The sequence below is a fragment of the Mesorhizobium sp. W016 genome (assembly GCF_054719485.1).
Map to the genome: position 1 here is coordinate 1,476,108 of NZ_JBTTIF010000002.1, position 26,487 is coordinate 1,502,594.

Here is a 26,487-nt window from a genome sequence, read left to right on the forward strand (position 1 = left end):
CGGCGCGAACGGCGATTCGGTCAACTCGTCCGCAGGCCTATCAACGGCTTTCTTTCAGGCGTCAGTGTGACCTAGCGCAATTCCATCGGAACGACGGTCGTCTCCTTGATCTCCTCCATGACGAAGGAGGCCGAAACGTCCGACAGCGCCACCTTGGCGATCAGCCGCTGATAGAGCCGGTCATAGGCCTTCATGTCAGCGACGCGGGCGCGCAGCACGTAGTCGAGATCGCCGGACATGCGATAGACCCCGGTGATCTCGGGAAAACCGGTCACCGCCGCACGGAACTTCTGCAGCCAGTCCGGGTCATGATTGGAGGTGCGGATCAGGATGAACACCGAAAGTCCGAGCCCGAGCTTGTCGGCATCGACCAGCGCCACCCGTCCGGTGATGACGCCGTCCTCTTCCAGCCGCTTGACCCGGCGCCAGCAGGCGTTGCGCGACAGCGACACTTTTTCGGAGAGCTGATCGACCGATAGTGTGCCGTCGCGTTGCAGTTCGGCCAGCAATCTTCGGTCGATTTCATCAAATTCAAGCGCCATGTGGGATGAATGTCCCGAACCACGGCGTTAGACAAGGACAAATTGAGACCGATGAACCTTTACCCCGTGGCAGGATACCCACATCGGGGCTTATCCCGGCAGGAGGGATCACCATGACGACGCTGTTTTCGAAGCTGTTCACCTCTCACCCGGCCAAGGTGGGCGAGACCTATTTCAGCCATATGGCCTTTGCCGCCTGGTTCTGCTCGCGCCTCCTGATGGCCGCTGGTGCGGCACTCGTTCACGCTTTCTTGCCGTTTCTCTTCGAAACTACGGCAAGCCGAATCGTTCGCGAACTCTACGAGCGGACGCACAACAGAGGCTCGCACGCGGTCAAGGAGCCCCAGGCTCTCTTGGATCGCGCCTAGGATTGGTTAGAAGCCATGTGCCGATGGGCGGCCTATCTGGGTGAAGCGGTCTTCCTCGAAGACGTCGTCACCGCACCTTGCCACTCGCTGATCGCCCAGAGCCATTGCGCCCAGGAAGCCAAGTCGCCGACCAATGGCGACGGTTTCGGCCTTGCCTGGTATGGCGACCGGCCCGAGCCCGGCCTCTACCGCGACATCCTGCCGGCCTGGTCGGATCCCAATCTGAAAAGCCTATGCCGGCAGATCAAATCCGGCCTGTTCCTCGCCCATGTCAGGGCGTCGACCGGCGGCGCCACCAGCCGCATGAACTGCCATCCCTTCATCTCCGGCAACTGGTCGTTCATGCACAACGGCCAGATCGGCGGCTTCGAAAAGATCCGCCGCGCGCTGGAGAACTCGCTCTCTGACGCCGTCTTCGACCAGCGCGAGGGCACCACCGATTCCGAATTGTTTTTCCTGCTGATGATCGACGAGGGTCTTGCTGGCGACCCGCAAGGGGCAGTATCGCGCGCCACCGCTCGGGTTCTGGAGGCGTCACGCCACGCCGGTCTCGAACCGGCCTTGAAACTCACTGCGGCCCTTTCGGATGGGCGCGCGCTCTATGCCGTGCGCTACGCAAGCGATGCCCACGCACCGACCCTGTACACGTCGCTCCGCAACGGCGGTCGTTGCATCGTGTCCGAACCCTTCGACCGCGAAGGCGGCGACTGGCAGGCGATCCCGCCGGCGAGTTTTGTCACGATCACTGGCGATGGGATGAGCATTCGGCCGTTCGTGCCGGCTGTGGCAAGGCTGGCACTGGTCGTCTAGGCCCTAGTCTAAGCCGCATTCCTTCGCGCCCCCCTCTGTCCTGCCGGACATCTCCCCCACGAGGGGGGAGATTGGAGGTCACGGCGGCCTTCGCCAATTTTCAACGCAGGAAAAGGGGCGCCGAAGCCAAAGCTGCCAATCTTCCCCCAAAGTGGGGGAGATGTCCGGCAGGACAGAGGGGGGCGCCGTAGAGCGCCAACCTCAACCGACCGGCAAGCGCAATTTTGATCAAGCGCCGATGATCTCCGAATGCTGAACTTGGTTTTAAACCGCGATACGTTTGGCAGCAGCCGGAGCAATCATGGACCTCGCCTTTTCCTCGACCATCGATCTCGCCGCCGCAATCGCGGCGCGAAAGATCTCCGCCGTCGAAGCTCTGGACGCCCATCTGACCCAAATCGACCGACACAGCGAGGCGGTCAACGCGGTCGTCAATCTCGATCGGGAAGGCGCCCGCGAGCGCGCGAAACAAGCCGACGCGGTGCAGGCGCGCGGCGATGCGCTCGGACCGCTGCATGGCGTGCCTTTCACGTTGAAGGACATGCACCAAACCGCTGATATGAAGACCACGGTTGGTTTCGCACCATTCGCCGACTATGTGGCAAAGGCAGACAGCCCGGTCGTCGCCCGATTGAAAGCCGCAGGCGGCATCCTGATTGGAAAGACCAATGTCGCGACGATGCTGGGCGACTGGCAATCGGACAATCCGCTGTTCGGTCGCACCAGCAATCCGTGGAACCGATCGCGCACGTCAGGCGGGTCCAGCGGTGGCGCAGCGGCAGCGGTGGCGACCGGCGTGACGCCGTTCGATGTCGGCACCGACATGCAGGATTCGATCCGCCTGCCGTCGGCTTTTTGCGGCGTCTACGGGTTGAAACCGACCGAGCACCGCGTGTCCCTGGCCGGCGCCTTCCCCGATCCGAACGGCGCGGCGCGTAGCGTGCGGCTGATGTCCTGCCTCGGCCCGCTGGCGCGCAGCGTGGAGGATCTTGCGCTGATCTACAAAATCATCGCCGGCCCGGACGGAGCAGACACCGACCTCGCGCCGGTGCCCGTAGAGGGCATGCCCAGGCTCGACCTCAAGACATTGCGCATCGCCGTCACGCCGTCCTTCCCCGGCTTTCCGGTGGCTGGTAAAATCGCTGCCGCGGTCGAAAGCCTGGCCAAGCGGTTGCAATCAGCAGGGGTGATTGTGGAAGAAGCGAACTTGCCTGAGATCGATCTGCATGACGATCTGGAGCAGGGCGGCGATCTGATCGGCATGATGCTGGAGGCAGCGCAGCCCGAACCGCCGGAGCAGCCAACGCCGATCACCAATTGGTTCGAGGCGCTCGCTCGCCGCGACCGCTCGATCCTGGCCTGGGACAGGTTCTTCGAAACCTGCGATGCCTTGCTGTGCCCGGTCGCCATGACCACGGCCTTCGCGCATTGTGAGCCCGGCACGCCGATCGAAGTCGACGGCAAGGAGCAAAGCTATTGGATGCTACCGGCCTATGGCGCGGTCTTCAATTATTCCGGCCATCCGGCACTCTCGCTGCCCTGCGGGCAAGACCGCGACGGCCTGCCTATCGGCCTGCAACTGGTCGGCAAGCGCTGGTCGGAATCGCGGCTGCTCGGCATCGCCAAGGCGATCGAAGCGCTGACCGGCGGCTTCAAGCGTCCGCCGGGCTACTGAGCAAACCGACCCAACCCATAAGGCGTCAGCAGCGGATCACGCTCGCCGTCGAGAATTTCGCGCGTGGCGAACAGCCCGACCGCGGGCGCCAGCGTTATGCCGGAATGCATGACGGCGACATAGAGACCTTCCGTGCCCTCGGCGCGGCCGATGATCGGAAAGCCGTCGATCGGCGTCGGCCGGTAGCCAACCGTGTGGAAATCGAATTCCAGTTCGTCGGCGCCGCGCAAAGCCGCCTTCATTGCTGCAAACAGCTCGCGCGCCGTGGCGTCGGGATTCTCACCGGGATCGCTCCCCGCGAAATCCGAGCCGGCGATGATGCGGCCCTCCGCCGTCTGGCGCATATGCAGCTTTTCGGCATGCACCAGCCCGTTGAGGAGCTTCTTGTAGGGCTGCGAGTGGACGATCAGACCGGGCGGCGTCTCGATTGGCAGCTTGATGCCGGCGGTAGCGGCAATATCGGGCGCCCCGACACCGGCTGCGATCACCACCTCTTCGGCTGGCATCAGCCCATGCGATGTATCGACACCGGCAATCCTGCCATCGGTCTGGACAAGTGCGGTTACAGAACTGGAGAGAACGCGCGCACCTTGCCGTTCTGCGTGGGCCAGCAGCGCCTTGGCCGCTGCGACCGGTTCGGCCACGCCTTCCTCCGCGACATAGACAGCGAATTCCGGCGGCTCGACGAGATTGGGCTCGATTTGCGCTGCCCGCCCGGCGTCGACGCGTTCGATGCCGTAACCCCAGCAAGCGTGCTCAGCCGCGTAGGCTTCGAGCCTGTCGGCCGGCAGATCCCAGCACAGCCCGCCGCACCAGGCGAGCGGCAGGCCGGGCAGCTCGTTTGCCAGCCGCTTCCATTCGGCCATCGCACGGATGCGCAGCCGGAAATAGATTTCGGGATTGCCCCAGCTGGCGTTGATCCAGGCAAAGGAGTTTGGCGTGGCGACGCCGCCGGCACCACTATCGGAAATCACAGTCACCCGCGCCCCGGCCTTGGTCAGGTGCCAGGCGATGGACGCCCCGATAATGCCGGCGCCAATGACGATGACTTCTTTAGCGCTGCTCATACCGGACCTCTCAGAATGGGCTCCTCTGATGCCACCGTAACGATTCAAGCTCAAGTGTGGTCGGCCTGCCGGCCCGAAACTGTCGACAGGCCAGCAATGCGCTGCTAGAAGCCCGCGCCACAGACAGGATTCCAGAAATTGGCTGAAGACATCGAACAGGCGGTATCGCGCCGCCGCACTTTCGCGATCATCGCCCACCCCGACGCCGGAAAGACGACGCTCACCGAAAAGCTGCTGCTGTTCGGCGGCGCCATCCAGCTTGCCGGCGAGGTCAAGGCCAAGAAGGATCGCATCCAGACCCGGTCCGACTGGATGAAGATCGAGCGCGAGCGCGGCATTTCGGTCGTCACCTCGGTGATGACCTTCGAATATGAGGACAATGTCTTCAACCTGCTCGATACGCCCGGCCACGAGGATTTTGCCGACGACACCTACCGCACCCTGTCGGCGGTCGATAGCGCCGTCATGGTCATCGACGCCGCCAAGGGTATCGAGCCGCGCACGCTGAAACTGTTCGAAGTCTGCCGGCTGCGCGACATCCCGATCATCACCTTCATCAACAAGATGGACCGCGAAAGCCGCGACCCGTTCGAAATTCTCGACGAGATCGAGCAGAAGTTGGCGCTGGACACTGCCCCCATCACCTGGCCGATCGGCCGCGGCAAGACTTTTGCCGGCACCTACCACCTGGCGCTCAACGCTGTGCGCAGGGGCGATGCCGAGAAAGACCGCACGCCGGTCAACGGCCCCGACTCCAACCGCGTCGCCGGCCTGCTGCCGGAAAACGAGCGCGAGGCCTTCATCGAGGAGCTGGAGCTCGCGCGCGAAGCTTGCCGCCCGCTCGACATCGACGCCTTCCGCGAAGGCCATCTGACACCGGTCTATTTCGGCTCGGCGCTGCGCAATTACGGCGTGCGCGACCTGATCGAGGCGCTCGGCGCCTTCGGCCCGCCGCCGCGTGCGCAGGACGCAGACACCCGCAAGGTCGAGGCGACGGAGGAGAAGATGACGTCCTTCGTGTTCAAGATCCAGGCCAATATGGACCCCAACCATCGCGACCGCATCGCCTTCGTGCGCGTCTGTTCGGGCAAGCTCGAGCGCGGCATGAAGGCCAAGCTGGTGCGCACCGGCAAGCCGATGAGCCTGTCGGCGCCGCAGTTCTTCTTTGCCCGCACCCGCGTCACCGCCGACGAAGCGTTTGCCGGCGATGTCGTCGGCATTCCCAACCACGGCACGCTGCGTATCGGCGATACGCTGACCGAAGGCGAGGAGATACTGTTCCGCGGCGTACCCAACTTCGCGCCGGAAATCCTGCGCCGTGTGCGCCTCGGCGACGCGATGAAGGCGAAAAAACTCAAGGAAGCGCTGCACCAGATGGCCGAGGAAGGCGTCGTGCAGCTGTTTTCGCCGGAAGACGGCTCGCCGGCCATCGTCGGCGTTGTCGGCGCGCTGCAGCTCGACGTCTTGAAGGAAAGGCTGAATTTCGAATACACGCTGCCGGTCGAATTCGAAATGTCGCGCTTCTCGGTCTGCCGCTGGATCTCTGCCGACGACAAGGCCGAAACGCTTCGCTTCATTGAGGCGCATCGCGGCGACATCGCCCGCGATCTCGACAACGACCCGGTGTTTCTGGCCCAGAACGCCTTCTCGCTGAACTACGAAGCCGAACGCTGGAGGGCGATCCGCTTCGCCACCATCAAGGACTACCAGGTCCGCGACAAGGCGGCGTAAGGCGCCCCTTTTCCTTCTGCCCGCTTACGCGGAGAAGGTGCCCGAGGGCGGATGAGGGGCAGCGCCGACCTTGAAGGGTCAATTGGCTCCAACGCGCGCCGGCCGTTCGCGTGGCTCAGGGCGTTCGAAGCTCGAAAAGCAAAGCAATTGGCTTTTCGTCCGCTACGCGGCCGCTTCTCACCCCTTCGCAGCTTCCTCGATCTTGGCAATATCGATCTTGCTCATCTGCATCATCGCCGACATCACCCGCCCGGCCTTGGCCCGGTCCGGATCCAGAAGCAGGCGCGGCAGTTGCTCCGGCACGACTTGCCAGGAGACGCCGAACTTGTCCTTCAGCCAGCTGCATTGCGACGGTTCGCCGCCGCCTTCGATGAGCTTGTCCCAGAAATAGTCGACCTCTTCCTGCGTCTTGCAGTCGATCGACTGTGACATCGCCTCGTTGAACTTGAATTGCGGTCCGCCGTTCAGCGCCTGGAACTGCACGCCGTCGAGTTCGAACGTGGTTACCAGCGCCTTGCCGGCATCGGTATGGCCTTCGGGCCAACGCAGCACGCTCAGTACCTTCGAGTTCTTAAAGATGGAAACGTAGAAATTCATCGCCTCTTCGGCCTGGCCATCGAACCACAGGCAGGTGGTGATCTTTTGCATGTCATGCTCCTCGGGTGTTTGGTTGCGGTTACAGGTGAAGCGGCTGACTTATAGAAATGGTGCCATTCCCTTGCCGTCGTCCCAAGGACGGATGCCGGGCTAGCGATCCGACACTGGCCGGCAATCTTTTTCGAAACCCTGATTTCAGCGAGACTCTGGCGCATTGCAAAAATGTGGCCAGACCATACTTGCCGGTCTATAAACCCCGCGGTCCAAATTAAGCGCCGCCACGCTCCGCGTTGAGCGCAGCCAACCAGCCAAGGAACATTCATGCCTGCCTATCGCTCCCGCACTACCACCCACGGCCGCAACATGGCCGGCGCCCGCGGCCTGTGGCGCGCCACCGGCATGAAGGACTCGGATTTCGGCAAGCCGATCATCGCGGTGGTCAATTCCTTCACCCAGTTCGTGCCGGGTCATGTCCATCTCAAGGACCTTGGCCAGCTGGTGGCGCGCGAGATCGAGAAGGCCGGCGGTGTCGCCAAGGAATTCAACACCATCGCCGTCGATGACGGCATCGCCATGGGCCATGACGGCATGCTCTATTCGCTGCCGTCGCGCGAGCTGATCGCGGACTCGGTCGAATATATGGTCAACGCGCATTGCGCCGATGCCATGGTCTGCATCTCCAATTGCGACAAGATCACGCCCGGCATGCTGATGGCCTCCTTGCGCCTCAATATCCCAAGCGTCTTCGTCTCCGGGGGGCCGATGGAAGCCGGCAAGGTGGTGCTCGCCGGCAAGACACAAGCGCTCGACCTGGTCGACGCCATGGTTGCCGCCGCCGACGACAAGATCTCCGACGAGGACGTCAAGGTCATCGAACGCTCGGCCTGCCCGACCTGCGGCTCGTGCTCCGGCATGTTCACCGCCAATTCGATGAATTGCCTGACCGAGGCGCTCGGCCTGTCGCTACCCGGCAATGGCTCGACCCTCGCAACCCACGCCGACCGCAAGCGGCTGTTCGTCGAGGCCGGCCATCTCATCGTCGATCTCGCCCAGCGCTACTACGAGCAGGATGATGAGTCGGCACTGCCGCGCAGCATCGCCTCCAAAGGCGCCTTCGAGAACGCCATGACGCTCGATATCGCCATGGGCGGCTCGACCAATACGGTGCTGCATATCCTGGCCGCCGCCCACGAGGGCGAAGTCGATTTCACCATGGAAGACATCGACCGGCTGTCACGGCGGGTTCCGGTGCTATGCAAGGTCGCACCGGCCAAGTCCGACGTGCATATGGAAGACGTCCACCGCGCCGGCGGCATCATGGCGATCCTCGGCCAGCTCGACAATGCCGGGCTGCTCAACCGCGACCTGCCCACGGTGCACACGGCGAGCCTCGGCGAAGCGCTCGACCATTGGGACATTTCCCGCACCTCCAGCCAAAGCGTCCGCGATTTCTTCCTCGCCGCTCCGGGTGGCGTGCCGACACAGGTCGCCTTCAGCCAGGACCGCCGCTGGGACGAGCTCGACCTCGACCGCGAGAAGGGCGTCATCCGCTCAGCCGAGACGCCGTTCTCGAAAGACGGCGGCCTTGCCGTGCTGAAAGGCAATCTGGCGCTCGACGGCTGCATCGTGAAGACGGCCGGGGTCGACGAGTCGATCCTGAAGTTCACCGGCCCGGCCCGCGTGTTCGAAAGCCAGGACGCTTCGGTGAAGGCGATCCTGTCCAACGAAATCAAGGCCGGCGATGTCGTCGTCATCCGCTATGAAGGGCCGCGTGGCGGCCCCGGCATGCAGGAAATGCTCTACCCCACCAGCTATCTGAAGTCGAAAGGCCTCGGCAAAGCCTGCGCGCTGGTCACCGACGGCCGCTTCTCCGGCGGCACATCAGGCCTGTCGATCGGCCATGCCTCGCCCGAAGCAGCGGAAGGCGGCACGATCGGACTGGTGCAGGAAGGCGATACGATCGAGATCGACATCCCCAACCGCACGATCCGGCTTGCTGTCAGCGACGCTGAACTCGACGCGCGCCGCGCGGCCATGGAGGCAAAGGGCGCCATGGCCTGGAAGCCCGAGGAAAAGCGCAAGCGCAAGGTGACGACCGCGCTGCGCGCTTACGCCGCCTTCGCCACCAGCGCCGACAAGGGCGCGGTGCGGCACGTGCCGGAGTGATCCAGCCCGGCTAGTGGTACTGGCCGTACCAAGGCGATTTCGGATCGGGAAGATAGGGCCAATCCGTGCGGGTTGGCAGCGATCGCTTTGCGTCTTCCGCCTGTGATGGTGTCAAGAAGATGCCGAACAGGTCGTTTCCACCGTTGAGCGCGTAGTATCGCACGCCCGAATGGGTGAGTTGGTCATTGATGATTTTGAAGAAGACATAAGTGGCCGTGCCCCAGCTTTTGTCTTCGCTGCCCACACTATCCGGGGCATATATCACGAACTCCTGGCCAGCCGAGCGCACGGCATATCGTGAAGCGTACATGTCTACGCTTTCCTCGATTGCGATTGGGTCTTTCACATATTGCCGAAGCTCGGGCAAAACTTCTTGGTAGGTCTTTGCGATTCCTTGTTCGGCGAGGTTCTCCGCGTCGAGGTGATGCGCCTTGTCGTAGTCGAGAGCCATGGCAGGAGATTGCGCGGCAAAGGTGCCCAACAAGACGGATCGTAGAAAGGACATGAACCGAGCAGCGCGCATACTCGCACTCCGTTATGGCATCAACTGATATTCATAAAGCTTCTGATACAGCCCGCCTTGGTTGAGCAGCGTGCGATGCGCGCCGCTTTCCACCACCTTGCCGGCCTCCAGCACCACGATCGTGTCGGCCTGGTGCACGGTCGACAGGCGGTGGGCAATGACGATGGTGGTGCGCCCGACCGTCAGCTGCTGCAGCGCGTCGCGGAAAAGCGCCTCGGATTCGGCGTCGAGCGCGCTGGTCGCCTCGTCTAGCAGCAGGATTTCGGCATTGCGCAGCATGGCGCGCGCGATCGAGATGCGCTGGCGCTGGCCGCCTGACAGCAGCGCGCCATTCTCGCCGACATCCGTGTCGTACCCTTTCGCCTGGGCGCTGATGAAGTCATGTGCATTGGCGGCCCTTGCGGCGGCCATTACTTCCTCGTCCGTGGCGCCCTCGCGCCCGAGCCTGATGTTGTGCATGATCGTGCCGGCAAACAGGAACGTGTCCTGGCTGACATACGCGATCTTTTCCCTGACCGAGGTGAGCGTGGCACAAGAAATGTCCTGGCCATCGAACATCACCTTGCCGACCTGCGGGTCGTACATGCGCATGATCAGGTTGAGGATGGTCGACTTGCCGCTGCCCGAGGGTCCGACCAGCGCCGTCATCTTGCCGGCGGCAAGCGTCAGGTCCAGTCCCTCGAACACCGGCGCGCTTTCGGGGTAGGCGAAGCTGACATTGTCGAAATGGATCTCGCCCGGCCCGGCCCGCAGCGGCTTTGCATCCGGCTTTTCGGCCAGCGTCAGCGGCCGGTCGGCGAGCTGGAACATCATGCGCACGCCGACAATGCCGGTTTCAAGTGAGATGCGTACGCGGGCCAGGCGCTTGGCCGGCTCATAGGCCAACAGCAGCGCCGCGATGAAGGCCATGATGTTGCCCGGCATCTGACCGCCGCCGCCCAGAACCAGGAAGCCGCTGACAAAAACGGCGCCAGCGATGGCCAGCCCCGCAAGCGTTTCCATAACCGGGCTGGTGGCGGCCTCCAGCGTGGCGATGTTGTTGGCGCGGCTCTCCACGTCCGACACGGCCTTGTACATGCGCTTCCGCATGGCGCCTTCGAGGCCGAAGGATTTGACGACGCGCACGCCGATCGCAGTTTCCTGCATCACCTGCACGATCTGGCCGAGCGAACGGAATTCTTGCGAGGCAATTTTTCGGACGCGCTTCAGGATACGATTGACGCCGTAAATGGCGATCGGCCCGATCACCAGACAGATCAGGGACAGCGCCGGCTGCTGCCAGACCATCATCCCCACCAGCGCAGCCAGCGTCACCAGGTCGCGAACATAGGACGTGACGATTTGGTCGAGCACGCTGCGCGCGGCCTGGGCATTGTTCGTCATGCGCGAAATCAGTTCGGACGAAGAGGTCGAATGATAGAATTCGATGCCTTGCGCGAGAATGCTGTCATAGATCTTGCGCTGCCGGTCGGCGATGATGGCATTGCCGACCCTGCTCATGAAGTAGGCCTGGATGAAGTTTGCGAAGCCCTTGAGAATGAAGATCGCTCCGGTCGCCGCCGCGATCAGATTGACCTGCCCAATCCTCTTGTAAACCACGAATTCATTGGTGATTTCGCGCAGCATATAGGCGCTGGCTGCTGTCGTTGCCGCCACAACCAGCATCGACAGAATGGCCGCAGCGTAGCCAAATCTATGCGCGTGAAAGGATTCCCGTAAAAGCCTTGCGATAAGGCGCTGGTTTTCCGTCGAACGGAAGAAGCGAAACAAATGGCCGATCCCATGCCTGACTGACGAATTTCGGATTCGCCACCAGGGCGAAAGGCGGCTTATAGAGCGAGTTGTGGCCGGATGGAACCTTTCGCTGTTGCGGAGGCAAACGGCTGCGGCACGGTGTCTTTTGTGCCACGATTGCGGCGATTGATCTGCGGGGAGATGACGACAGATGGATTTCGACCTTGTTGTGCGCGGCGGAACGCTGCCCGACGGCACCGTCGCCGACCTCGGCATCATCGGCGAGACGATCGTCGCCATCGAGCCCGAACTGCATGTCAGCGCCGGCACGTCGATCGACGCCCGTGGCAATCTGATCTCGCCGCCCTTCGTCGATCCGCATTTCCATATGGATGCCACGCTGTCCTACGGCATTCCACGCATCAACGCTTCGGGTACGCTGCTGGAGGGCATTTCGCTATGGGGCGAGCTGAAGCCGCTCCTGACGCATGACGCGGTTCGCGAGCGGGCGCTCGCCTATTGCGACTGGGCGGTCTCGATGGGCCTGCTCGCCATCCGTACCCATGTCGATGTCTGCGATGACAGGTTGCTCGCGGTCGAGGCGCTGCTCGACGTCAAGAAGATTGTCGCGCCCTATATCGACCTGCAATTGGTCGCCTTCCCGCAGGACGGGTTTTATCGCTCGCCGACGGCGCGCCACAACACCATCCGCGCGCTCGACATGGGCGTCGACATCGTCGGCGGCATCCCGCATTTCGAACGCACCATGGCCGACGGCACGCGCTCGGTGACCGAATTGTGCGAAATCGCGTCGAAGCGCGGGCTGATGGTCGACCTGCATTGCGACGAGACCGACGATCCGCTGTCGCGCCACATCGAGCAGCTTGCCTATGAGACCCACCGCCTTGGCCTTCAGGGCAAGGTGGCCGGCTCGCACCTGACTTCCATGCACTCGATGGACAATTATTACGTCTCCAAGCTCCTGCCGCTGATTGCCGAGGCCGGTGTGTCGGCGATCCCCAATCCGTTGATCAACATCATGCTGCAGGGCCGCCATGACACGTTTCCCAAACGCCGCGGCATGACCCGGGTGAAGGAGATGCAGGCGCTCGGCATCCGCGTCGGCTGGGGCCAGGATTGCGTTCTCGACCCCTGGTATTCGCTCGGCACCGCCGACATGCTCGACGTCGCCTTCATGGGCCTCCACGTCGCTCAGATGTCGAGCCCTGCCGACATGGCGCGCTGCTTCGACATGGTCACCAATGTCAACGCCGCCATCATGGGCCTCGATCATCTCGGCCTTGCCGTGGGCAAGCGCGCCAGCTTCGTTATCCTCGATGCCGGCAACCCGATCGAGGCCTTGAGGTTACGTGCCGAACGGCTGTGCGTCGTCGCCAGGGGCAAGGTGGTGGCCGAGCGCACGAAGCAGGAGACACGGCTGTCGATCGCCGGCCGTCCCGGACAGGTGAACCGGCGGCACAAAACTGCGTAGAAACAGCCGATTTCCGCCGCTGGTCTTACCGATTTGCCTCGTCAAAGCGGCCGCTTGCAGCTAGGGAGCCGCATGGCCCAGTCGCTCGTCCGCACCTTTACCATCAGGAACGTGCTTTTGGCCGGCATCCTTTTGATGCTGGCCGGCGACTTCATGTTCGCGCTGAACGACGCGATGGGCAAATGGCTGGTCGCCAGCTTCTCGGTGGGGCAGGTGGTGCTGATCCGATCGATCGGGGCCTTCATCGTGCTCGGCCCGATGATCGCCAACCAGGGCGCCGGCAGACTGTTCCAGATGGAGCGGCCGGTCCTCCAGATTCTGCGCGTGCTGGCGACCACGGTGGATACAGCCTTGTTTTACGCGGCCGTCGTCTATCTGCCGCTGGCCGATGTGATGAGCTTCTACATGGCCGGGCCGATCTATGTGGCGGCGCTGTCGCATTTCCTGCTCGGTGAAAAGGTCGGCTGGCGCCGCTGGGCCGCCATCATGGTCGGCTTCTGCGGCGTGCTGATCATCTTGAAGCCGTCTTCGGCGGCGTTCTCGCAGTCCTCGCTGTTCGCACTGGTCGGCAGCATTGCCTTCGCCTTCGCCATCATCCTCAGCCGCCGCCTGCGCGGCACCAGCGACACAACGCTGGTCACCTGGCAGACTATCGGCACGCTGCTGGTCGGCGGCGTGATGACCATCGGCGCCTGGCAGACGCCCTCGGCACTCGATTTCGGCGCCATGCTCCTGCTCGGCATCGTCTCCTGCAGCGCGCATCTGATGATTACCAGGGCGCTGAAACTGGCCCCTGCCTCGACGCTGGCGCCGCTGCACTACAGCCTGCTTCTATGGGCGGTGATCTTCGGCCTGGCCTTCTTCGGCGACGTGCCGGGACCGCGCATCCTGATCGGCGCGGCCATCGTCGTGCTCGCCGGCCTGTTCATCTTCCACCGCCAGAAGGTGGTCGAAATAGTCGTGCCGCCGGAGAACGTGCCGAAAGGCGTGAATTGACCTAACCTTGGCGCACCGCCGCCAGATGCCGTGAAAACTCAGGCGTTTCCATCAGCGCCTTGCAACGGGCGAAGCGGCCGTCGGCATAGGCGCGGAAATCCTCGACCGGGTTGTTGTTGGCAAGCTGGATAAGGCCCCAGAGCGTCCACAACAGGTCGCACATCGCCTTGTAGGTGACGACGCGGCCGCGCTCGGCCGGTTTTGCCTCGCCGCCGAAATAGGCGCGCATCATCTCTTCCTCCTGCGCGGTGTCGAACCGGCCTTCGACCGAGAGGTCGCCGAGGTCCCAGAGCGGGTCGTTCATCCCCGAATATTCCCAGTCGACGATCCACATCCGCTCGCCCGTATCGAGAAAATTCTCGCACAGTGGATCGCAATGGCAGGCGGCAATCGGCAGTCTATGCGCGGCAAGGGACGCACGCACGGTGTCGGATTCGCGCACCACGTCATGGTAGCCCGGCGGCAAGGCGACTTCCTTGGTCGATAAGACCTTGAGATAGTCGTCGATCATCGCAAACAGCTCGAAGCGGAACGGAAATACCGCACCGGACGTGTGCAGCTTGCGGAAGGCTTCGCCGGCGCGGGCCGGGCTGCCGGCGCGCAGCTTGAACTTTTCCGGCGACATCGTCACGGCGCCGGCAACGAAGCGGCTCGCCAGCACGCCTGTCGCGGGGTCGACATGCAGCACTTCGGGGCTGACGCCCGCTTTGGCCGCCTCACGCGCCGCCACCGCTTCATTGGCGCGGTTGATATACTCCTCGGTGCCTTTGCCGGGGATACGCAGGCAGATATCGCCGGCCCGAAAGACGAGATTGGTCATCCCGCCCAGCCGCTCAAGCGGTCCGTCATAGCCCGCCAATGCCGGAATTGCCGCAAGTGTTGCGCGTGCCTCGTCCGTCCCCATGCCTGTTGCCCTTGGCCGTGTATTTCTTGCGACAACGGTTCCACAGTTTTCGCCGTTTGGCTATCATCCGATCGAGGGTGAGCAGCGAGCTGGCGGAGAAACAGCCATGGCGGGCAACAAGGATCATGGCGGGCTTGGCGCCGCCTATGCGGCGCAACGGCCCGAGGACGTCGCCGCGATCTATGACAGTTGGTCGGAAACCTACGATGCCGACATGTCGGCCGCCGGCTACCGCCATCCGACGATCTGCCTGGCCCTGCTGGCCCGCCATCTGCCGCGCGGCGCCGCACCGCTTCTCGACGCCGGCGCCGGCACCGGGCTGATCGGCGAGTGGCTGGCCATCACCGGCTATCCCCAGGTCGAAGCGCTCGATATTTCGCAAGGCATGCTGTCTAAAGCGGCGGCAAAGGGCGTCTATTCGGCGCTGCATTGCCTGGCGCTCGGCGGGCCACTGCCCTTTGCCGACAATGCCTATGCCGGCATCGTCTCGGCCGGCGTTTTCACCTCCGGCCATGTCGGCGCCGAGGGGCTGGACGAACTGATCCGCGTCTGCCGTCCCGGTGGCGTCATCGTGCTGACCATCAAGAACACGCTGTGGAACGCCGGCTTCGCCGAACGCATCGCTGTACTCGAAGCTGAGGGCAGGGTTGTCCGCGCCGAGGAGACTGCGCCTTATGTTTCGATGCCGGGCGAGGCTGACACCGTGCCCAGCCGCGGCCTTGTGCTCCGTGTGAGCTAATCCAGGTTTCGTCTACGCCTTGATCCTGCTCATTGTAGGATCATACATCGGTTCGAGATGGATTTTGGCCGGCGTCCGCTCCATGGCGACCACCAGCTCATAGTCGCCAAAGCCGAGGAAATCGTCGCCGACGCCATCGGCATTGCGGACATAACCGTAACCGATGTTCTTGGCCAGCGTGTAGCCATAGCCGCCGCTGGTGAGATAGCCGACCGGTTCGCCATTGCGCAAAATCGTCTCGCGCCCGACCAGCACGATATCGGAATCGTCGACCGTGAAGCCGGCAAAGCGTTTCTTCAGATCGGCGCCGCTGATCTTTTCGAGCGCCCGCCGGCCGACGAAATCGGTGTTCTTCCTCAGCTTCACCGCCCAGCCGAGGCCGGCCTCCTGAGGCGTGTCGTTGGGGGTGATGTCGGAGCCCCAGGCGCGGTAGCCTTTCTCCAGCCGAAGTGATTCCAGCGCCCGATAGCCTATCGGCCGGATGCCGTGCGGCTTGCCGGCGGCCATCAATGCGTCGAAGATTTCGCCGGTGGCGGCGATCGGCACATGCAATTCCCAGCCGAGCTCGCCGACATAGGTGACGCGCAGCGCCCGAACCGTATGACCGGCAATGGCGATCTCGCTGACATGGCCGAACGGGAAGGCGGCATTCGAGACATCCGCGTCGGTGACGGCCGAAAGCACATCGCGGGCGCGCGGCCCCATCAGCGACAGCGTGCCGAAATCCTCGGTGACATCTTTCAACGTCACGTCGAGGCCCTTGCCGACATGGTCGCCGATCCAGGAGAGATCATGCGAGCGGAAGCCGGTGCCGGTGACGATGTAGAATTTCTCCTCGGCGAGCCTGCCCACAGTCAGGTCGGCCTCGATGCCGCCGCGCGTGTTGAGCAGCTGCGTGTACGTCAGCCGTCCCACCGGCTTGGCGACATCGTTGGCGCAGATCCAGTCCAGCGCCTTGGCCGCATCCGAACCCGTCATTTCGTATTTGGCGAAGGACGACTGGTCGAAGATGCCGACTTTCTCGCGCACATGGCGATGCTCCTCGCCGACCGGGCCAAACCAGTTCTGCCGGCCCATGGAATAAATGTCTTCGGATGTGGCGCCCTGCGGCGCGAACCAGTTCGGCCGTTCCCAGCCGAGCTTGGAGCCGAACACCGCGCGGTGCGCTTTCAGCCGCTCGTAGAGCGGCGAGACGATGCGCGGCCGGCCCGACAAATACTCCTCATGCGGAAAGCCGATCGTGTAATGCTTGCCATAGGCCTCCTGCGTGCGGTCGCTGACCCATTGCCGGTCGCGGTGCAGGCCGGAAAAGCGCCTGATGTCGACCACCCAAAGGTCGAGCGGCGCCTCGCCGTCGACCACCCATTGCGCCAGCACCCAGCCGGCGCCGCCGCCGGAGGCGATGCCGAAGGCGTTGAAGCCGGCGCCGACGAACATGTTGGCGCATTCGGGCGCGACACCGAGGATGAAATTGCCGTCCGGCGTAAAACTCTCCGGCCCGTTGATCATCTGCTTGACGCCGACCGTCTCCAGCGCCGGCACGCGCGCGATCGCCTGGCTCATATGCTGTTCGAAATGATCGTAGTCGTCGTCGAACAGGCGGAACTCCCAGTCATCGGGGACATCGCCGCCGGGCAGGCCGGTCGCCCAGGCCTGCGGGTTCGGCTCATAGCCGCCCATCACCAGCCCGCCGACCTCTTCCTTGAAATAGGTGCGGCGGTCGGGATCGCGGATTGTCGGCGCGTCGGTCGCCAGCCCGTCGATCTTCTCGGTGATGATGTACTGGTGCTTGACCGGTTGCAGCGGCACGCAAATGCCGGCCATCGCGCCGACCTGGCGTGCCCATTGCCCGGCGCAGTTCACCACCTTGTCGCAAGCAATGTCGCCCTTGTTGGTCTTCACCGCGGTGATGTGCCCGTCCGTCATGTCAAAGCCGGTAACGCGGACGTCCTCGAACAGCTTGGCGCCATGCATGCGCGCGCCCTTGGCCAGCGACTGCGTGATGTCGGAGGGGCTGGCCTGCCCATCGGTCGGCAGCCAGGAGGCGCCGACGAGGTCGCTGGTCTCCAGCAGCGGCCACATCTTTTTGACCTCCCCCGGCGACAGCAACTGCATGTCCATGCCGAAGCTCCTGGCCGTCGTCGCCAGCCGTTTATATTCGGTCCAGCGGTCGGCATTGGTCGCAAGCCTGAGGCACCCGGTCATCTTCCAGCCGGTAGCGAGCCCGGTCTCAGTCTCCAGTCCCTTGTAGAGCTCGACCGAATATTTGAGCACGCGGGTGATCGAGGCCGACGAGCGCAACTGGCCGACCAGCCCGGCCGCATGCCAGGTCGAGCCCGAGGTCAGCTTGCCCTGTTCCAGCAGCACGACATCGGCCTTGTGGTCGCGCGCCAGGTGGTAGGCCGTCGAACAGCCGATAATGCCGCCGCCGATGACGACGATATCGGCATGCGTGGGCAAGCTCATGACTGTGTCCCGTATTTCGTGCGGTAATTGTCCAGCGCCGCGTCAAGCCGCGTCAGGTTCTCCGCGGTGTAGGCGACGTAGTCGATGCCGGGCGCGTCGAGGTAAAGTTCGGAAACCATGCTCCACATCGCCTCGCGCAGCAGCGAGGCGCATTGCATGGCGGCGTGCGAGCGGCGGATCGCCTCATCCGGCTCGCGCATGAAATACGCCGTGAGGAAAGTGAAGGACTCCGCGTCGCTCATCTCGGCGTTGGAGGCAACGCCGGCAAGATCGAACATCGCGGTGTTGAAACCTGCATATTCGAAATCGATGAGCCACAACCTGTCGCCATCGTCGAGGATATTTGCCGGCAGAAGATCGTTGTGGCCGAATACGATCGGCAGCAGCTTCTGCGCCCGCTCCAGTTCGTCGGCCAGCGCCAGCAGCCTGGGCAGGTCGTCGCGCTTGCGGCTGCCGCCTTCGCTCAGCGTTCGCGCATAGTCGCGGATGACGTGGAAGACCCAGAACATGAAGCCGGCGCCGGAGATGTGATTGGGCATCTCGCGATGGAATCCGCGCATAAGGGCTGCGACGCGACCAATATTGGCGCGCACGTCCTCGGCAACATAGGTTTTCGCGCCGAGAAATTCCGTGACCATGATGCCGGGTTCGGAATGGTGGACCGCCGGCGCGAAGCCAGCGGCGTGCGCCGCGCGGGCCGTCATCACTTCACGGTCGCGAAAGACATGGTGGAACGGATAGTCCTGGCCGAAGCGCACGACATGCCGCCCGGCCGCGTCCTTGACCAGATAGTTGGCGTTGCTGAGGCCGCCCGGCAGCGGCGCAATGTCGATGCTGCCATTCCAGCAAGGCAAGGCCCGGATGCGGTCTTCAGCAGTCACGGGGCCATCCCTGACTTTTGCGGAGCTTTCTTGGGCGCCATGCGCCGCGCAACGAGCGTTGGGAAACGCAAAAAATCTCGTCGGTGCGGGACGCAGGAACTCCTATCCCGCGCCGCACCGACGAGCCCCTCTGGCCAGGTTTTGATACCCGGTCTCCGCCCCCGCGGATTTGAGAAACTTTTGTGCCAGTTCAAACCCAGACGGTCTGGCCAAACGGTCCGGTCCGTGAATTGCGGCTCTGCCATCACCCTCCCGTGGCAGTTCCGAAGCTGTCACGCCGTCAATGTCACGCCAGTGCTGCCTAGCTGTCAATGAAATGTTGTGACTTTTTTTGGGTGTTTTGCCCGAAACCACGAGCAATTCCTTTAAAAACGGCGGCATTGCCCTAAAACCGGGCAGGCCGCAAATTGAGGAAGCCAGATGATCCATTCGAAACGGCATGGCGAAATCCTCCGCCTCCTCAAGGAAGAGGGCACCGTCACCATTGCCAGCCTCGCCGACCGGCTGGGGGTTTCGCTTGAAACGGTGCGCCGGGATGTCAAGCCACTGACCGGCAATGGCTCGGTGCTCAAGATGCATGGCGCCATCGGCCTGCCGTCGATGGCCGGCGAAGCGCCCTTCGAGCGGCGCATGCGGGACAATGCGGAGGCCAAGCGGCTGATCGCCCGCATGGTCGCTGCCACCATTCGCGACGGTGAATCGGTCATGCTGGACACCGGCACCACGACCTCGTTCCTGGCCCGCGAACTGCTCGGCCACCGGCGGCTGACCGTGGTCACCAATTCATCCGACATCGCCCGCACGCTGGCCACCGTCAACGGCAACAAGGTCTATATGGCCGGCGGCGAATTGCGCAGCGATTCCGGAGCCGCCTTCGGCGCCTCGGCGATCGATTTCGTCAGCCGCTTCTCGGTCAGCCATGCGGTGATTTCGATCGGCGCCGTCGATGCCGCCGCAGGCCTTGCCGACTACGATCTGGAAGAGGCGGAGTTCGCCCGCATGGTGCTGTCGCGCGGCCAGCGCTCGCTGGTCATCACCGACCACACCAAGTTCGGTCGCCAGGGTCTAGTCCAGGTCTGCGGCTTCGACGGTTTTTCCGAACTCGCCACCGACCAGCCGCCGCCGCGCGACATTGCCTCGGCACTTGCCGAGGCTGGAGCGCGCCTCAGCATCGCTGCGGCCTAGCCAAACACCAGCGACTGGCGCGCCGCGATCCCGGCCCATGCCGCTACCCGATACCACGAAGGCGATGTTGTGCATCATGCGTCCGCGTCGCCGGCCGCATAAGATGTCGTTCTGGTGAAAAATTGTTTTTCAATCATCCGGCTCTTCGCAATGTCCATGCAACTTGGCAGCCGCAAACAGCGCCTCGTCGAAATGCGGGCCGGGCGAATTGCCCGCATCAGCAATGAGGTCACCATGCTGCAAACGATGCCTTGTCTTTCCTCATGGCCTGGACGCTTGCGCGCTCCGACCTGGAAGCGGACCCGGCTTGGCCGGACATTCCGCAACTTTCCGCCGGCGACGGTGTATGACGGTGTATAAGGTGTCCAGGATCAAGAACCTCAAAACCTATGACTGGCGCTTCGCATGACTGATCCACTGTCGGCGATCCTGGGCTTCGGCCTGCTCGGCGTCGCCTGCCTCGCCTTCACAGAAAAGATCCTGCCGCTGCCGCCCTCGCATGTGCTGCTGCTGTTCCTCGGCATGACGGCAGCCTCCGATCTCCTGGCGCTGGCGATTCTGCTCCTGGTGACGACGCTGTCCGCCATCACAGGCTGCCTTGTCTGGTATAGTGTGGGCCGTAGGATTGGATTGGATCGTGCCGACAGGCTGGTCGAGCGTTTCGGCAAATATGTCTGCTTGCGCTATGCGACCTACAGCAAGCTTGGTCAGGCCTATCGCCGCCATCATGTCCGGGTCTCCTTGCTGGCGCAGTTCATCCCGACGGTTCGCAACTATCTGCCGATCGCGGCCGGCGCGCTCCGTCTGCCACTCTTGCCCTTCGCGGCGGCGACGCTGCTCGGCGCCACGCTATGGAACACCGGCTTCCTCGTCACCGGCTACCTTATGCGCGGCAGCGGCCGGGATTCCTATGCCATCGGCTTTCGCATCATCGTCATCGTTTTGGCGCTGGAGACGGCTTTTATGCTCGCGCTTCGCTACGGTCCTGCCTGCCGGCGGCGCCTCGGCTTCGGCTGACAGGAGGCGCCTCAAGCCCTACGGGTAAAAGGCCCGCCTTCGGCTTTCCTTCTCCGTCGCGCCGGTGTTTAGTCCGGCCATGGCTTTCACCATCCGTCAGCTGCAGTTCTTCATTGCCGTCGCCGAGCAAGGCACGGTGTCGGGCGCCGCACAAAACCTCTCCATCTCGCAATCCTCGGTCACCGAGGCGATCAAGGAGCTGGAGAGCGATCTCGGCGTCGAATTGTTCGAGCGCCACCCACGTGGCCTCAACATTACTCACAAAGGCCACCAGTTCCTGCGCCATGCGACCAAGATCCTGGCCGACGTCTCCGATGCGCGCCGCGCTTTCTCCGACGACCAGGTGGTGGCCGGCGGGCGCCTGCAGCTCGGCGTCACCTCGCTGGTCGCGGGCTATGTGCTGTCCGATCTGCTGGCGCGCTACCGCCGCGCCTATCCCGGCGTCGATGTCTCGGCCATCGAGGACAATGGCGACTATCTCGAACATCTGCTGATCGGCGGCAAGCTCGACATTGCCGTCATGGTCACCTCCAATTTGCGCGACCGCACCGCGCTGCAGTCGGAAATCCTCGAGGTCTCGGCCTACCGGCTGTGGGTCCCGCTCGGCCACAAGCTGGCCAGCGCCGACATTATCGGCATAGGCGACATTGCCGGCGAGCCGCTGATCATGCTGACCGTCGACGAGATCGAGGAGAACACCGGCAAGCTTCTGGCGGCGATCGGCGCCAGGCCGCATGTCGCCTTTCGCACCCGCTCGGTCGAAGCCGTTCGCAGCCTCGTCGCCACAGGTGCGGGCGTGGCGTTGCTGCCCGACCTAGTCTACCGGCCGTGGTCGCTGGAAGGCGACCGCATCGAATCGCGCGACATTTCGGGTTCCCTGCCGGTCGTCCAGGTCGGCATGGTCTGGCGCCGCGGCTCCGGTCTGCCGCAGGCGTCGCGCGACTTCATCGGCCTTGCCCAGTCGCAGCGTATGGTACGCCAGCAGCGTTGATAGGGTGCGTGGTTATCTATCGGAAAAACCGATATCGCGTTTCTGATAAATGAATTTGCGAAACCGGAATTTTCCGAGCACTTTTCATGTCAGGGACGAAAGCCGCCATCAGAGCGGCAACGTGCCATCGGATGAACTGACGCTTTTCAGCCTGCGGCTGACCGCGGCGGCGACTCGCTTCGCAGTCAGGCGCCAAAATGGGAGATTGACGATGAATTCATTCCTGAAGACGTGCACCGCCTTGACGGTCGCGCTGACCTTTTCCGGTCAGGCCGTCGCCCAGGTCAAGGAACTTGGCAAGGGCGAAGGGGAGGTCAGCATCGTTGCCTGGCCGGGGTACATCGAGCGCGGCGAAACCGACAAGGGCTATGACTGGGTGACCTCCTTCGAGAAGGAGAGCGGCTGCAAGGTCAACGTCAAGACCGCGAACACCTCCGACGAGATGGTCTCGCTGATGAATGAGGGTGGGTTCGATCTAGTCACCGCTTCGGGTGACGCATCGCTGCGCCTCGTTGCCGGCAAGCGCGTGCAGCCGATCAACACCGATCTCATCCCGAGCTGGAAGGCGGTAGACGACCGTCTGAAGGATGGGCCCTGGTTCACCGTCGACAAGGTGCATTACGGCGTTCCCTATCAGTGGGGCCCGAACATCCTGATGTACAACACCGATGTCTTCAAGGAAGCGCCCAAGAGCTGGAACGTCGTCTTCGAGGAAATGAACCTGCCGGACGGCAAGTCCAACAAGGGCCGCGTCCAGGCCTATGACGGCCCGATCCACATCGCCGACGCCGCCAACTATTTGATGTTCCACAAGCCGGAACTCGGCATCAAGGACCCGTACGAATTGAACGAAGACCAGTACAAGGCAGCGCTCGAGCTGCTGCGTGTTCAGCGGACGCTGGTCGGCCGCTACTGGCATGACGCCGCCATCCAGGTCGACGACTTCCAGAACGAAGGCGTCGTCGCTTCCGGTTCGTGGCCTTACCAGGTCAACACGCTGGTTGCCGCCAAGAAGCCGGTCGCCTCGACCGTGCCGGAAGAAGGCGTCACCGGCTGGGCCGACACCACCATGATGGAGGCCGACGCCGCGCATCCCAACTGCGCCTATATGTGGCTTGAGCATTCGCTGTCGCCCAAGGTCCAGGGCGACGTCTCGGCCTGGTTCGGCTCGCTCCCGGTCGTGCCCGCTGCCTGCAAGGGCAACGAGCTGCTCGGCGAGGAAGGCTGCAAGACCAACGGCTACGAGAACTTCGACAAGATCAAGTTCTGGAAGACGCCGGTCTCGAAGTGCGCCACCCAGAACGACCAGTGCGTGCCTTACTACCGCTGGGTGTCCGACTATATCGGCGTCATCGGCGGGCGGTGAGCTCCCTTAACCCTCCCCCCTTGTGGGGAGGGTCGAGCGCAGCGTCGGGGTGGGGGCAGCGCTGACGTCCGGTGCTAGTCACCCCCACCCGCGGCTTCGCCGCGACCTCCCCCATCGAGGGGGAGGTGAAGTGCCGTGCCCGCTGGCCTGATTGGTGGCGGCAAGAGCTATTTCGACGAACCACAAACCGGCAACAGACGGACAGCCCATGACATCGGCCGTTTCCTTCCAGAAAGTCTCTCGCCATTTCGGCAGCGTGCGCGCCGTCGATGCGGTCGATCTCGACATCGTGCCCGGCGAGTTCTTCGCCATGCTCGGTCCGTCGGGGTCAGGCAAGACGACCTGCCTGCGCCTCATCGCCGGCTTCGAGCAGCCGACATCGGGCTCGATCTCGATCTTCGGCGAACGCGCCGAGGGCGTGCCGCCCTATCGCCGCAACGTCAACACCGTGTTCCAGGACTACGCGCTGTTTCCGCATTTGAACGTGCTCGACAATGTCGGCTACGGGCTGATGGTCAAGGGCATCGCCAAGCCGCAACGACAGAAGGCGGCGGAAGAAGCGCTGTCGCTGGTGCGCCTGCCGGGCTATGGCGCCCGCCGTCCCGGCCAGCTCTCCGGCGGCCAGCGCCAGCGCGTGGCGCTGGCCCGTGCGCTGGTCAACCAGCCCAAGGTGCTTCTGCTCGACGAGCCGCTCGGCGCGCTCGATCTCAAACTGCGCGAGAACATGCAGGAAGAGCTGAAGTCGCTGCAGAAGGCGCTCGGCATCACCTTCGTCTTCGTCACCCACGACCAGGGCGAAGCGCTGTCGATGGCCGACCGCGTCGCCGTCTTCAATGACGGCAAGATCATGCAGATCGGCACGCCGGAAGACATCTACCAGCGGCCGAAGACCCGCTTCGTCGCCGATTTCGTCGGCTCCTCCAACGTACTGCCGCCGGACTTCGTCCAGCGCTATTCCGGCCAGCACCGCTGGGGCAGCCTGCGTCCCGAATCCATCCGCATCGGCAGCATTGCGAAAGGCGAAGGGGTTGCCGCGCGCCTGGTCGGAACCAACTATCTCGGCGCCACGACCAGGCTGGCGCTCGACGCCGACGGCTTGAGGCTGCACGCCATCGTGCCGGCCGGGACAAAGCTGCCGGCGGAAGGCGAAGCGGTGGTGCTGACGTTCAACCGCGAGCATTTGCATTTGATGGACGAGCCGGCATGATTGAGGTTTGCGCCAAGCACCCCCCTCTGTCCTGCCGGACATCTCCCCCTCAAGCGGGGAGATTGGCTGTTCCTCCCGGCTTCGCCAATCTTCAACGTTGGGGATTTGGCGGGGCAGCGAAACTGCTGATCTCCCCCCTTGAGGGGGAGATGTCCGGCAGGACAGAGGGGGGTGTGAAGGAACGCGGCTTCTCAGGGTTCCTTCAGCACGCGGTCGCCCCATGACCATCGCCGCGCTCAACTCAACCTCCGCCCCCGCCATCCTGCCCGGCAGCGGTGGCATGCGCGGCGCACTGTCGGACCTTTTCTGGCGCAAGCCGCAACTGCTGCTGTTCCTCATGCTGGCGCCGCCGGTGCTGTGGTTGGGCGTCGTCTATATCGGTTCGCTGTTCGCGCTCTTGGCGCAGAGCTTTTTCTCGATCGACGAGTTCTCCGGCCTCATCAACCACGAATTCACGCTGAAGACCTATGGCGACCTGTTCCAGCCCGCCAATCTCGACATCATCCTGCGCACGGTGACGATGGCGGTGCTGGTCACGCTGGCCTCGGCCGTCATCGCCTTCCCGATCGCCTATTATGCGGCGCGCTATGCCCGCGGCCGCTGGAAGGCGCTGTTCTATCTCGGAATCATGCTGCCGCTATGGTCGAGTTACCTCGTCAAGATCTACGCCTGGAAGCTGATCCTCGCCAAGGAAGGCATTTTGACCTGGCTGCTCGCCAAATTGCATCTGCTCTGGGTGCTCGATGGCTGGCTGTCGCTGCCGGTCGTCGGCGGCAACTCTTTGTCGGTCTCCGCCACCGGCACCTTCATCGCTTTCGTCTATGTCTGGCTGCCGTTCATGATCCTGCCGGTGCAGGCGGCATTGGAGCGCGTGCCCGGCAATCTGGTCGAGGCGTCCTCCGATCTCGGCGCATCGCCGGGCCAGACCTTCCGCAACGTGCTGTTCCCGCTGGCGCTGCCCGGCATCGTCGCCGGCTCGATCTTCACCTTCTCGCTGACGCTGGGCGACTACATCATCCCACAGATCATCGGCACATCGCGGCTGTTCATCGGGCAGGCCGTCTATTCGCAGCAAGGCACAGCCGGCAACATCCCGCTCGCCGCAGCCTTCACCGTCGTGCCCATCGTCATCATGGGTTTCTATCTCTGGGGCGCCAAGCGCATGGGGGCCTTCGATGCGCTCTGACGGTTCGCAATCCGCTCCGCTCGGCCTCAAGATCGCTGCCGCCTGCGGCCTGCTGTTCCTGCATCTGCCGATCTTGTTGATCTTCGTCTATGCCTTCACCACGGAAGAGAAGAGCTTCGTCTGGCCGCCGCCGGGGCTGACCACGCAATGGTTTGCCGTCACCTGGAACCGGCCGGATGTCTGGCAGGCGCTGTCGCTTTCGGTCCGTGTCGCCGCCATCTCGACCGCGATTGCCTTGATACTGGGCACGCTGTGCGCCGCCGCCGTGTCACGGACGAAATTCTTCGGCCGCGAGACGATCTCGCTGCTCGTCATCCTGCCGATCGCGCTGCCCGGCATCATCACCGGCATCGCGTTGCGCTCGGCCTTCTCGCTAGCCGACATCCCGTTCTCGTTCTGGACGATCGTGCTCGGCCACGCCACCTTCTGCGTTGTCGTCGTCTACAACAATGCGGTCGCCCGTTTCCGCCGCACTTCCGGCTCAATGATCGAGGCCTCGATGGATCTCGGCGCCGACGGCTTCCAGACCTTCCGGCACGTCGTGCTGCCCAACATCGCCACCGCTCTGCTTGCCGGGGGGATGCTCGCCTTCGCGCTCTCCTTCGACGAGGTCATCGTCACCACCTTCACCGCCGGCCAGCAGCAGACCGTGCCGATCTGGATGCTGGAAGAGCTGATCCGCCCACGCCAGCGTCCGGTCACCAATGTCGTCGCCATGGTCGTGGTGCTGGTGACGCTGCTGCCCATCCTTGCCGCCTATTACCTGACCCGCGACGGCGACCAGATCGCCGGTTCGGGCAAATGAAGAACAGCGAATAGGGAGTAGCGAATAGCGAATAGGGAG

At 63.4% G+C, this 26,487-nt stretch carries 23 protein-coding genes; 15 read left to right on the plus strand and 8 right to left on the minus strand.

What is annotated here, in order from left to right:
- Positions 1 to 71: 71 nt before the first annotated feature.
- On the minus strand, positions 72 to 542 hold the full coding sequence (locus ACYG9V_RS07620) for an Lrp/AsnC family transcriptional regulator (RefSeq protein ID WP_023672880.1): 471 nt from the start codon (positions 540 to 542) through the stop codon (positions 72 to 74).
- A 113-nt stretch (positions 543 to 655) separates the two neighbouring features.
- Here ACYG9V_RS07620 and ACYG9V_RS07625 point away from each other — a divergent pair, with 113 nt between their 5' ends.
- The 3 genes from ACYG9V_RS07625 to ACYG9V_RS07635 all read left to right on the plus strand — a co-directional run bounded on the left by ACYG9V_RS07625 (position 656) and on the right by ACYG9V_RS07635 (position 3,395).
- The gene (locus tag ACYG9V_RS07625) at positions 656 to 910 is read left to right on the plus strand and encodes a DUF6356 family protein (protein WP_023685117.1); all 255 of its coding nucleotides are present in this window, start codon (positions 656 to 658) and stop codon (positions 908 to 910) included.
- Between the two features lie 15 nt (positions 911 to 925).
- Positions 926 to 1,720, plus strand: coding sequence for a class II glutamine amidotransferase (locus ACYG9V_RS07630; protein WP_023685116.1), 795 nt, complete (start codon positions 926 to 928; stop codon positions 1,718 to 1,720).
- A 301-nt stretch (positions 1,721 to 2,021) separates the two neighbouring features.
- Positions 2,022 to 3,395, plus strand: coding sequence for an amidase (locus tag ACYG9V_RS07635; RefSeq protein WP_352764005.1), 1,374 nt, complete (start codon positions 2,022 to 2,024; stop codon positions 3,393 to 3,395).
- Here the strand turns inward: ACYG9V_RS07635 and ACYG9V_RS07640 are convergent.
- Complete coding sequence (locus tag ACYG9V_RS07640; protein ID WP_023672884.1) at positions 3,389 to 4,462, minus strand: NAD(P)/FAD-dependent oxidoreductase; 1,074 nt, start codon at positions 4,460 to 4,462, stop codon at positions 3,389 to 3,391. The genes ACYG9V_RS07635 and ACYG9V_RS07640 overlap by 7 nt on opposite strands.
- A 138-nt stretch (positions 4,463 to 4,600) precedes the next feature.
- On the opposite strand from ACYG9V_RS07640, the gene ACYG9V_RS07645 reads away from it, so the two are divergent.
- Entirely contained in the window at positions 4,601 to 6,193 is a 1,593-nt protein-coding gene (locus tag ACYG9V_RS07645; RefSeq protein WP_023685113.1) for a peptide chain release factor 3, read from the plus strand.
- 177 nt (positions 6,194 to 6,370) lie between these two features.
- Here ACYG9V_RS07645 and ACYG9V_RS07650 read toward each other — a convergent pair whose 3' ends face one another.
- A complete protein-coding gene (locus ACYG9V_RS07650) occupies positions 6,371 to 6,841 on the minus strand; it encodes a VOC family protein (RefSeq protein ID WP_023685112.1) in 471 nt (156 codons plus the stop codon).
- A 270-nt stretch (positions 6,842 to 7,111) separates the two neighbouring features.
- Between ACYG9V_RS07650 and ilvD the strand changes: the two genes are divergently transcribed.
- Positions 7,112 to 8,956, plus strand: coding sequence for a dihydroxy-acid dehydratase (ilvD, locus tag ACYG9V_RS07655; protein ID WP_352764007.1), 1,845 nt, complete (start codon positions 7,112 to 7,114; stop codon positions 8,954 to 8,956).
- A 10-nt stretch (positions 8,957 to 8,966) separates the two neighbouring features.
- On the opposite strand, the gene ACYG9V_RS07660 is transcribed toward ilvD, so the two are convergent.
- Together ACYG9V_RS07660 and ACYG9V_RS07665 are read right to left on the minus strand one after the other, a co-directional pair.
- Positions 8,967 to 9,437, minus strand: coding sequence for a hypothetical protein (locus tag ACYG9V_RS07660; protein ID WP_156033682.1), 471 nt, complete (start codon positions 9,435 to 9,437; stop codon positions 8,967 to 8,969).
- Positions 9,438 to 9,491: 54 nt separating this feature from the next.
- Complete coding sequence (locus ACYG9V_RS07665; RefSeq protein ID WP_352764009.1) at positions 9,492 to 11,249, minus strand: ABC transporter ATP-binding protein; 1,758 nt, start codon at positions 11,247 to 11,249, stop codon at positions 9,492 to 9,494.
- A 175-nt stretch (positions 11,250 to 11,424) separates the two neighbouring features.
- Between ACYG9V_RS07665 and ACYG9V_RS07670 the strand changes: the two genes are divergently transcribed.
- Together ACYG9V_RS07670 and ACYG9V_RS07675 are read left to right on the plus strand one after the other, a co-directional pair.
- Positions 11,425 to 12,705 (plus strand): amidohydrolase family protein, encoded by a 1,281-nt coding sequence (locus tag ACYG9V_RS07670; RefSeq protein ID WP_023698914.1) that lies wholly within the window; start codon positions 11,425 to 11,427, stop codon positions 12,703 to 12,705.
- A gap of 72 nt (positions 12,706 to 12,777) precedes the next feature.
- The gene (locus ACYG9V_RS07675) at positions 12,778 to 13,701 is read left to right on the plus strand and encodes a DMT family transporter (RefSeq protein WP_023725821.1); all 924 of its coding nucleotides are present in this window, start codon (positions 12,778 to 12,780) and stop codon (positions 13,699 to 13,701) included.
- Position 13,702: 1 nt separating this feature from the next.
- Here the strand turns inward: ACYG9V_RS07675 and ACYG9V_RS07680 are convergent, their stop codons facing one another.
- Positions 13,703 to 14,605: a phosphotransferase family protein gene (locus ACYG9V_RS07680; protein ID WP_023715584.1), complete on the minus strand. Its 903-nt coding sequence runs from the start codon at positions 14,603 to 14,605 to the stop codon at positions 13,703 to 13,705.
- A gap of 106 nt (positions 14,606 to 14,711) precedes the next feature.
- On the opposite strand from ACYG9V_RS07680, the gene ACYG9V_RS07685 reads away from it, so the two are divergent.
- Positions 14,712 to 15,344, plus strand: a complete 633-nt coding sequence (locus tag ACYG9V_RS07685) for a class I SAM-dependent DNA methyltransferase (RefSeq protein WP_031204315.1) — start codon at positions 14,712 to 14,714, stop codon at positions 15,342 to 15,344.
- Positions 15,345 to 15,356: 12 nt separating this feature from the next.
- On the opposite strand, the gene ACYG9V_RS07690 is transcribed toward ACYG9V_RS07685, so the two are convergent.
- Together ACYG9V_RS07690 and ACYG9V_RS07695 are read right to left on the minus strand one after the other, a co-directional pair.
- Positions 15,357 to 17,810, minus strand: coding sequence for a GcvT family protein (locus ACYG9V_RS07690; RefSeq protein WP_023685105.1), 2,454 nt, complete (start codon positions 17,808 to 17,810; stop codon positions 15,357 to 15,359).
- On the minus strand, positions 17,807 to 18,691 hold the full coding sequence (locus tag ACYG9V_RS07695) for a phosphotransferase family protein (protein ID WP_031204313.1): 885 nt from the start codon (positions 18,689 to 18,691) through the stop codon (positions 17,807 to 17,809). Before ACYG9V_RS07695 ends, ACYG9V_RS07690 begins: the two co-directional genes overlap by 4 nt.
- Before the next feature lie 420 nt (positions 18,692 to 19,111).
- Between ACYG9V_RS07695 and ACYG9V_RS07700 the strand changes: the two genes are divergently transcribed.
- The 7 genes from ACYG9V_RS07700 to ACYG9V_RS07730 all read left to right on the plus strand — a co-directional run bounded on the left by ACYG9V_RS07700 (position 19,112) and on the right by ACYG9V_RS07730 (position 26,448).
- A complete protein-coding gene (locus tag ACYG9V_RS07700; protein ID WP_023685103.1) occupies positions 19,112 to 19,876 on the plus strand; it encodes a DeoR/GlpR family DNA-binding transcription regulator in 765 nt (254 codons plus the stop codon).
- Between the two features lie 405 nt (positions 19,877 to 20,281).
- Complete coding sequence (locus tag ACYG9V_RS07705; protein WP_023685101.1) at positions 20,282 to 20,893, plus strand: DedA family protein; 612 nt, start codon at positions 20,282 to 20,284, stop codon at positions 20,891 to 20,893.
- 79 nt (positions 20,894 to 20,972) lie between these two features.
- Positions 20,973 to 21,884 (plus strand): LysR family transcriptional regulator, encoded by a 912-nt coding sequence (locus tag ACYG9V_RS07710; RefSeq protein ID WP_023673412.1) that lies wholly within the window; start codon positions 20,973 to 20,975, stop codon positions 21,882 to 21,884.
- 211 nt (positions 21,885 to 22,095) lie between these two features.
- On the plus strand, positions 22,096 to 23,250 hold the full coding sequence (locus ACYG9V_RS07715; protein WP_352764011.1) for an ABC transporter substrate-binding protein: 1,155 nt from the start codon (positions 22,096 to 22,098) through the stop codon (positions 23,248 to 23,250).
- A 208-nt stretch (positions 23,251 to 23,458) separates the two neighbouring features.
- On the plus strand, positions 23,459 to 24,457 hold the full coding sequence (locus ACYG9V_RS07720; protein WP_352764012.1) for an ABC transporter ATP-binding protein: 999 nt from the start codon (positions 23,459 to 23,461) through the stop codon (positions 24,455 to 24,457).
- 220 nt (positions 24,458 to 24,677) lie between these two features.
- Positions 24,678 to 25,643, plus strand: a complete 966-nt coding sequence (locus tag ACYG9V_RS07725; protein ID WP_023732489.1) for an ABC transporter permease — start codon at positions 24,678 to 24,680, stop codon at positions 25,641 to 25,643.
- Entirely contained in the window at positions 25,633 to 26,448 is an 816-nt protein-coding gene (locus ACYG9V_RS07730) for an ABC transporter permease (RefSeq protein WP_023673416.1), read from the plus strand. Before ACYG9V_RS07725 ends, ACYG9V_RS07730 begins: the two co-directional genes overlap by 11 nt.
- Positions 26,449 to 26,487 lie beyond the last annotated feature (39 nt).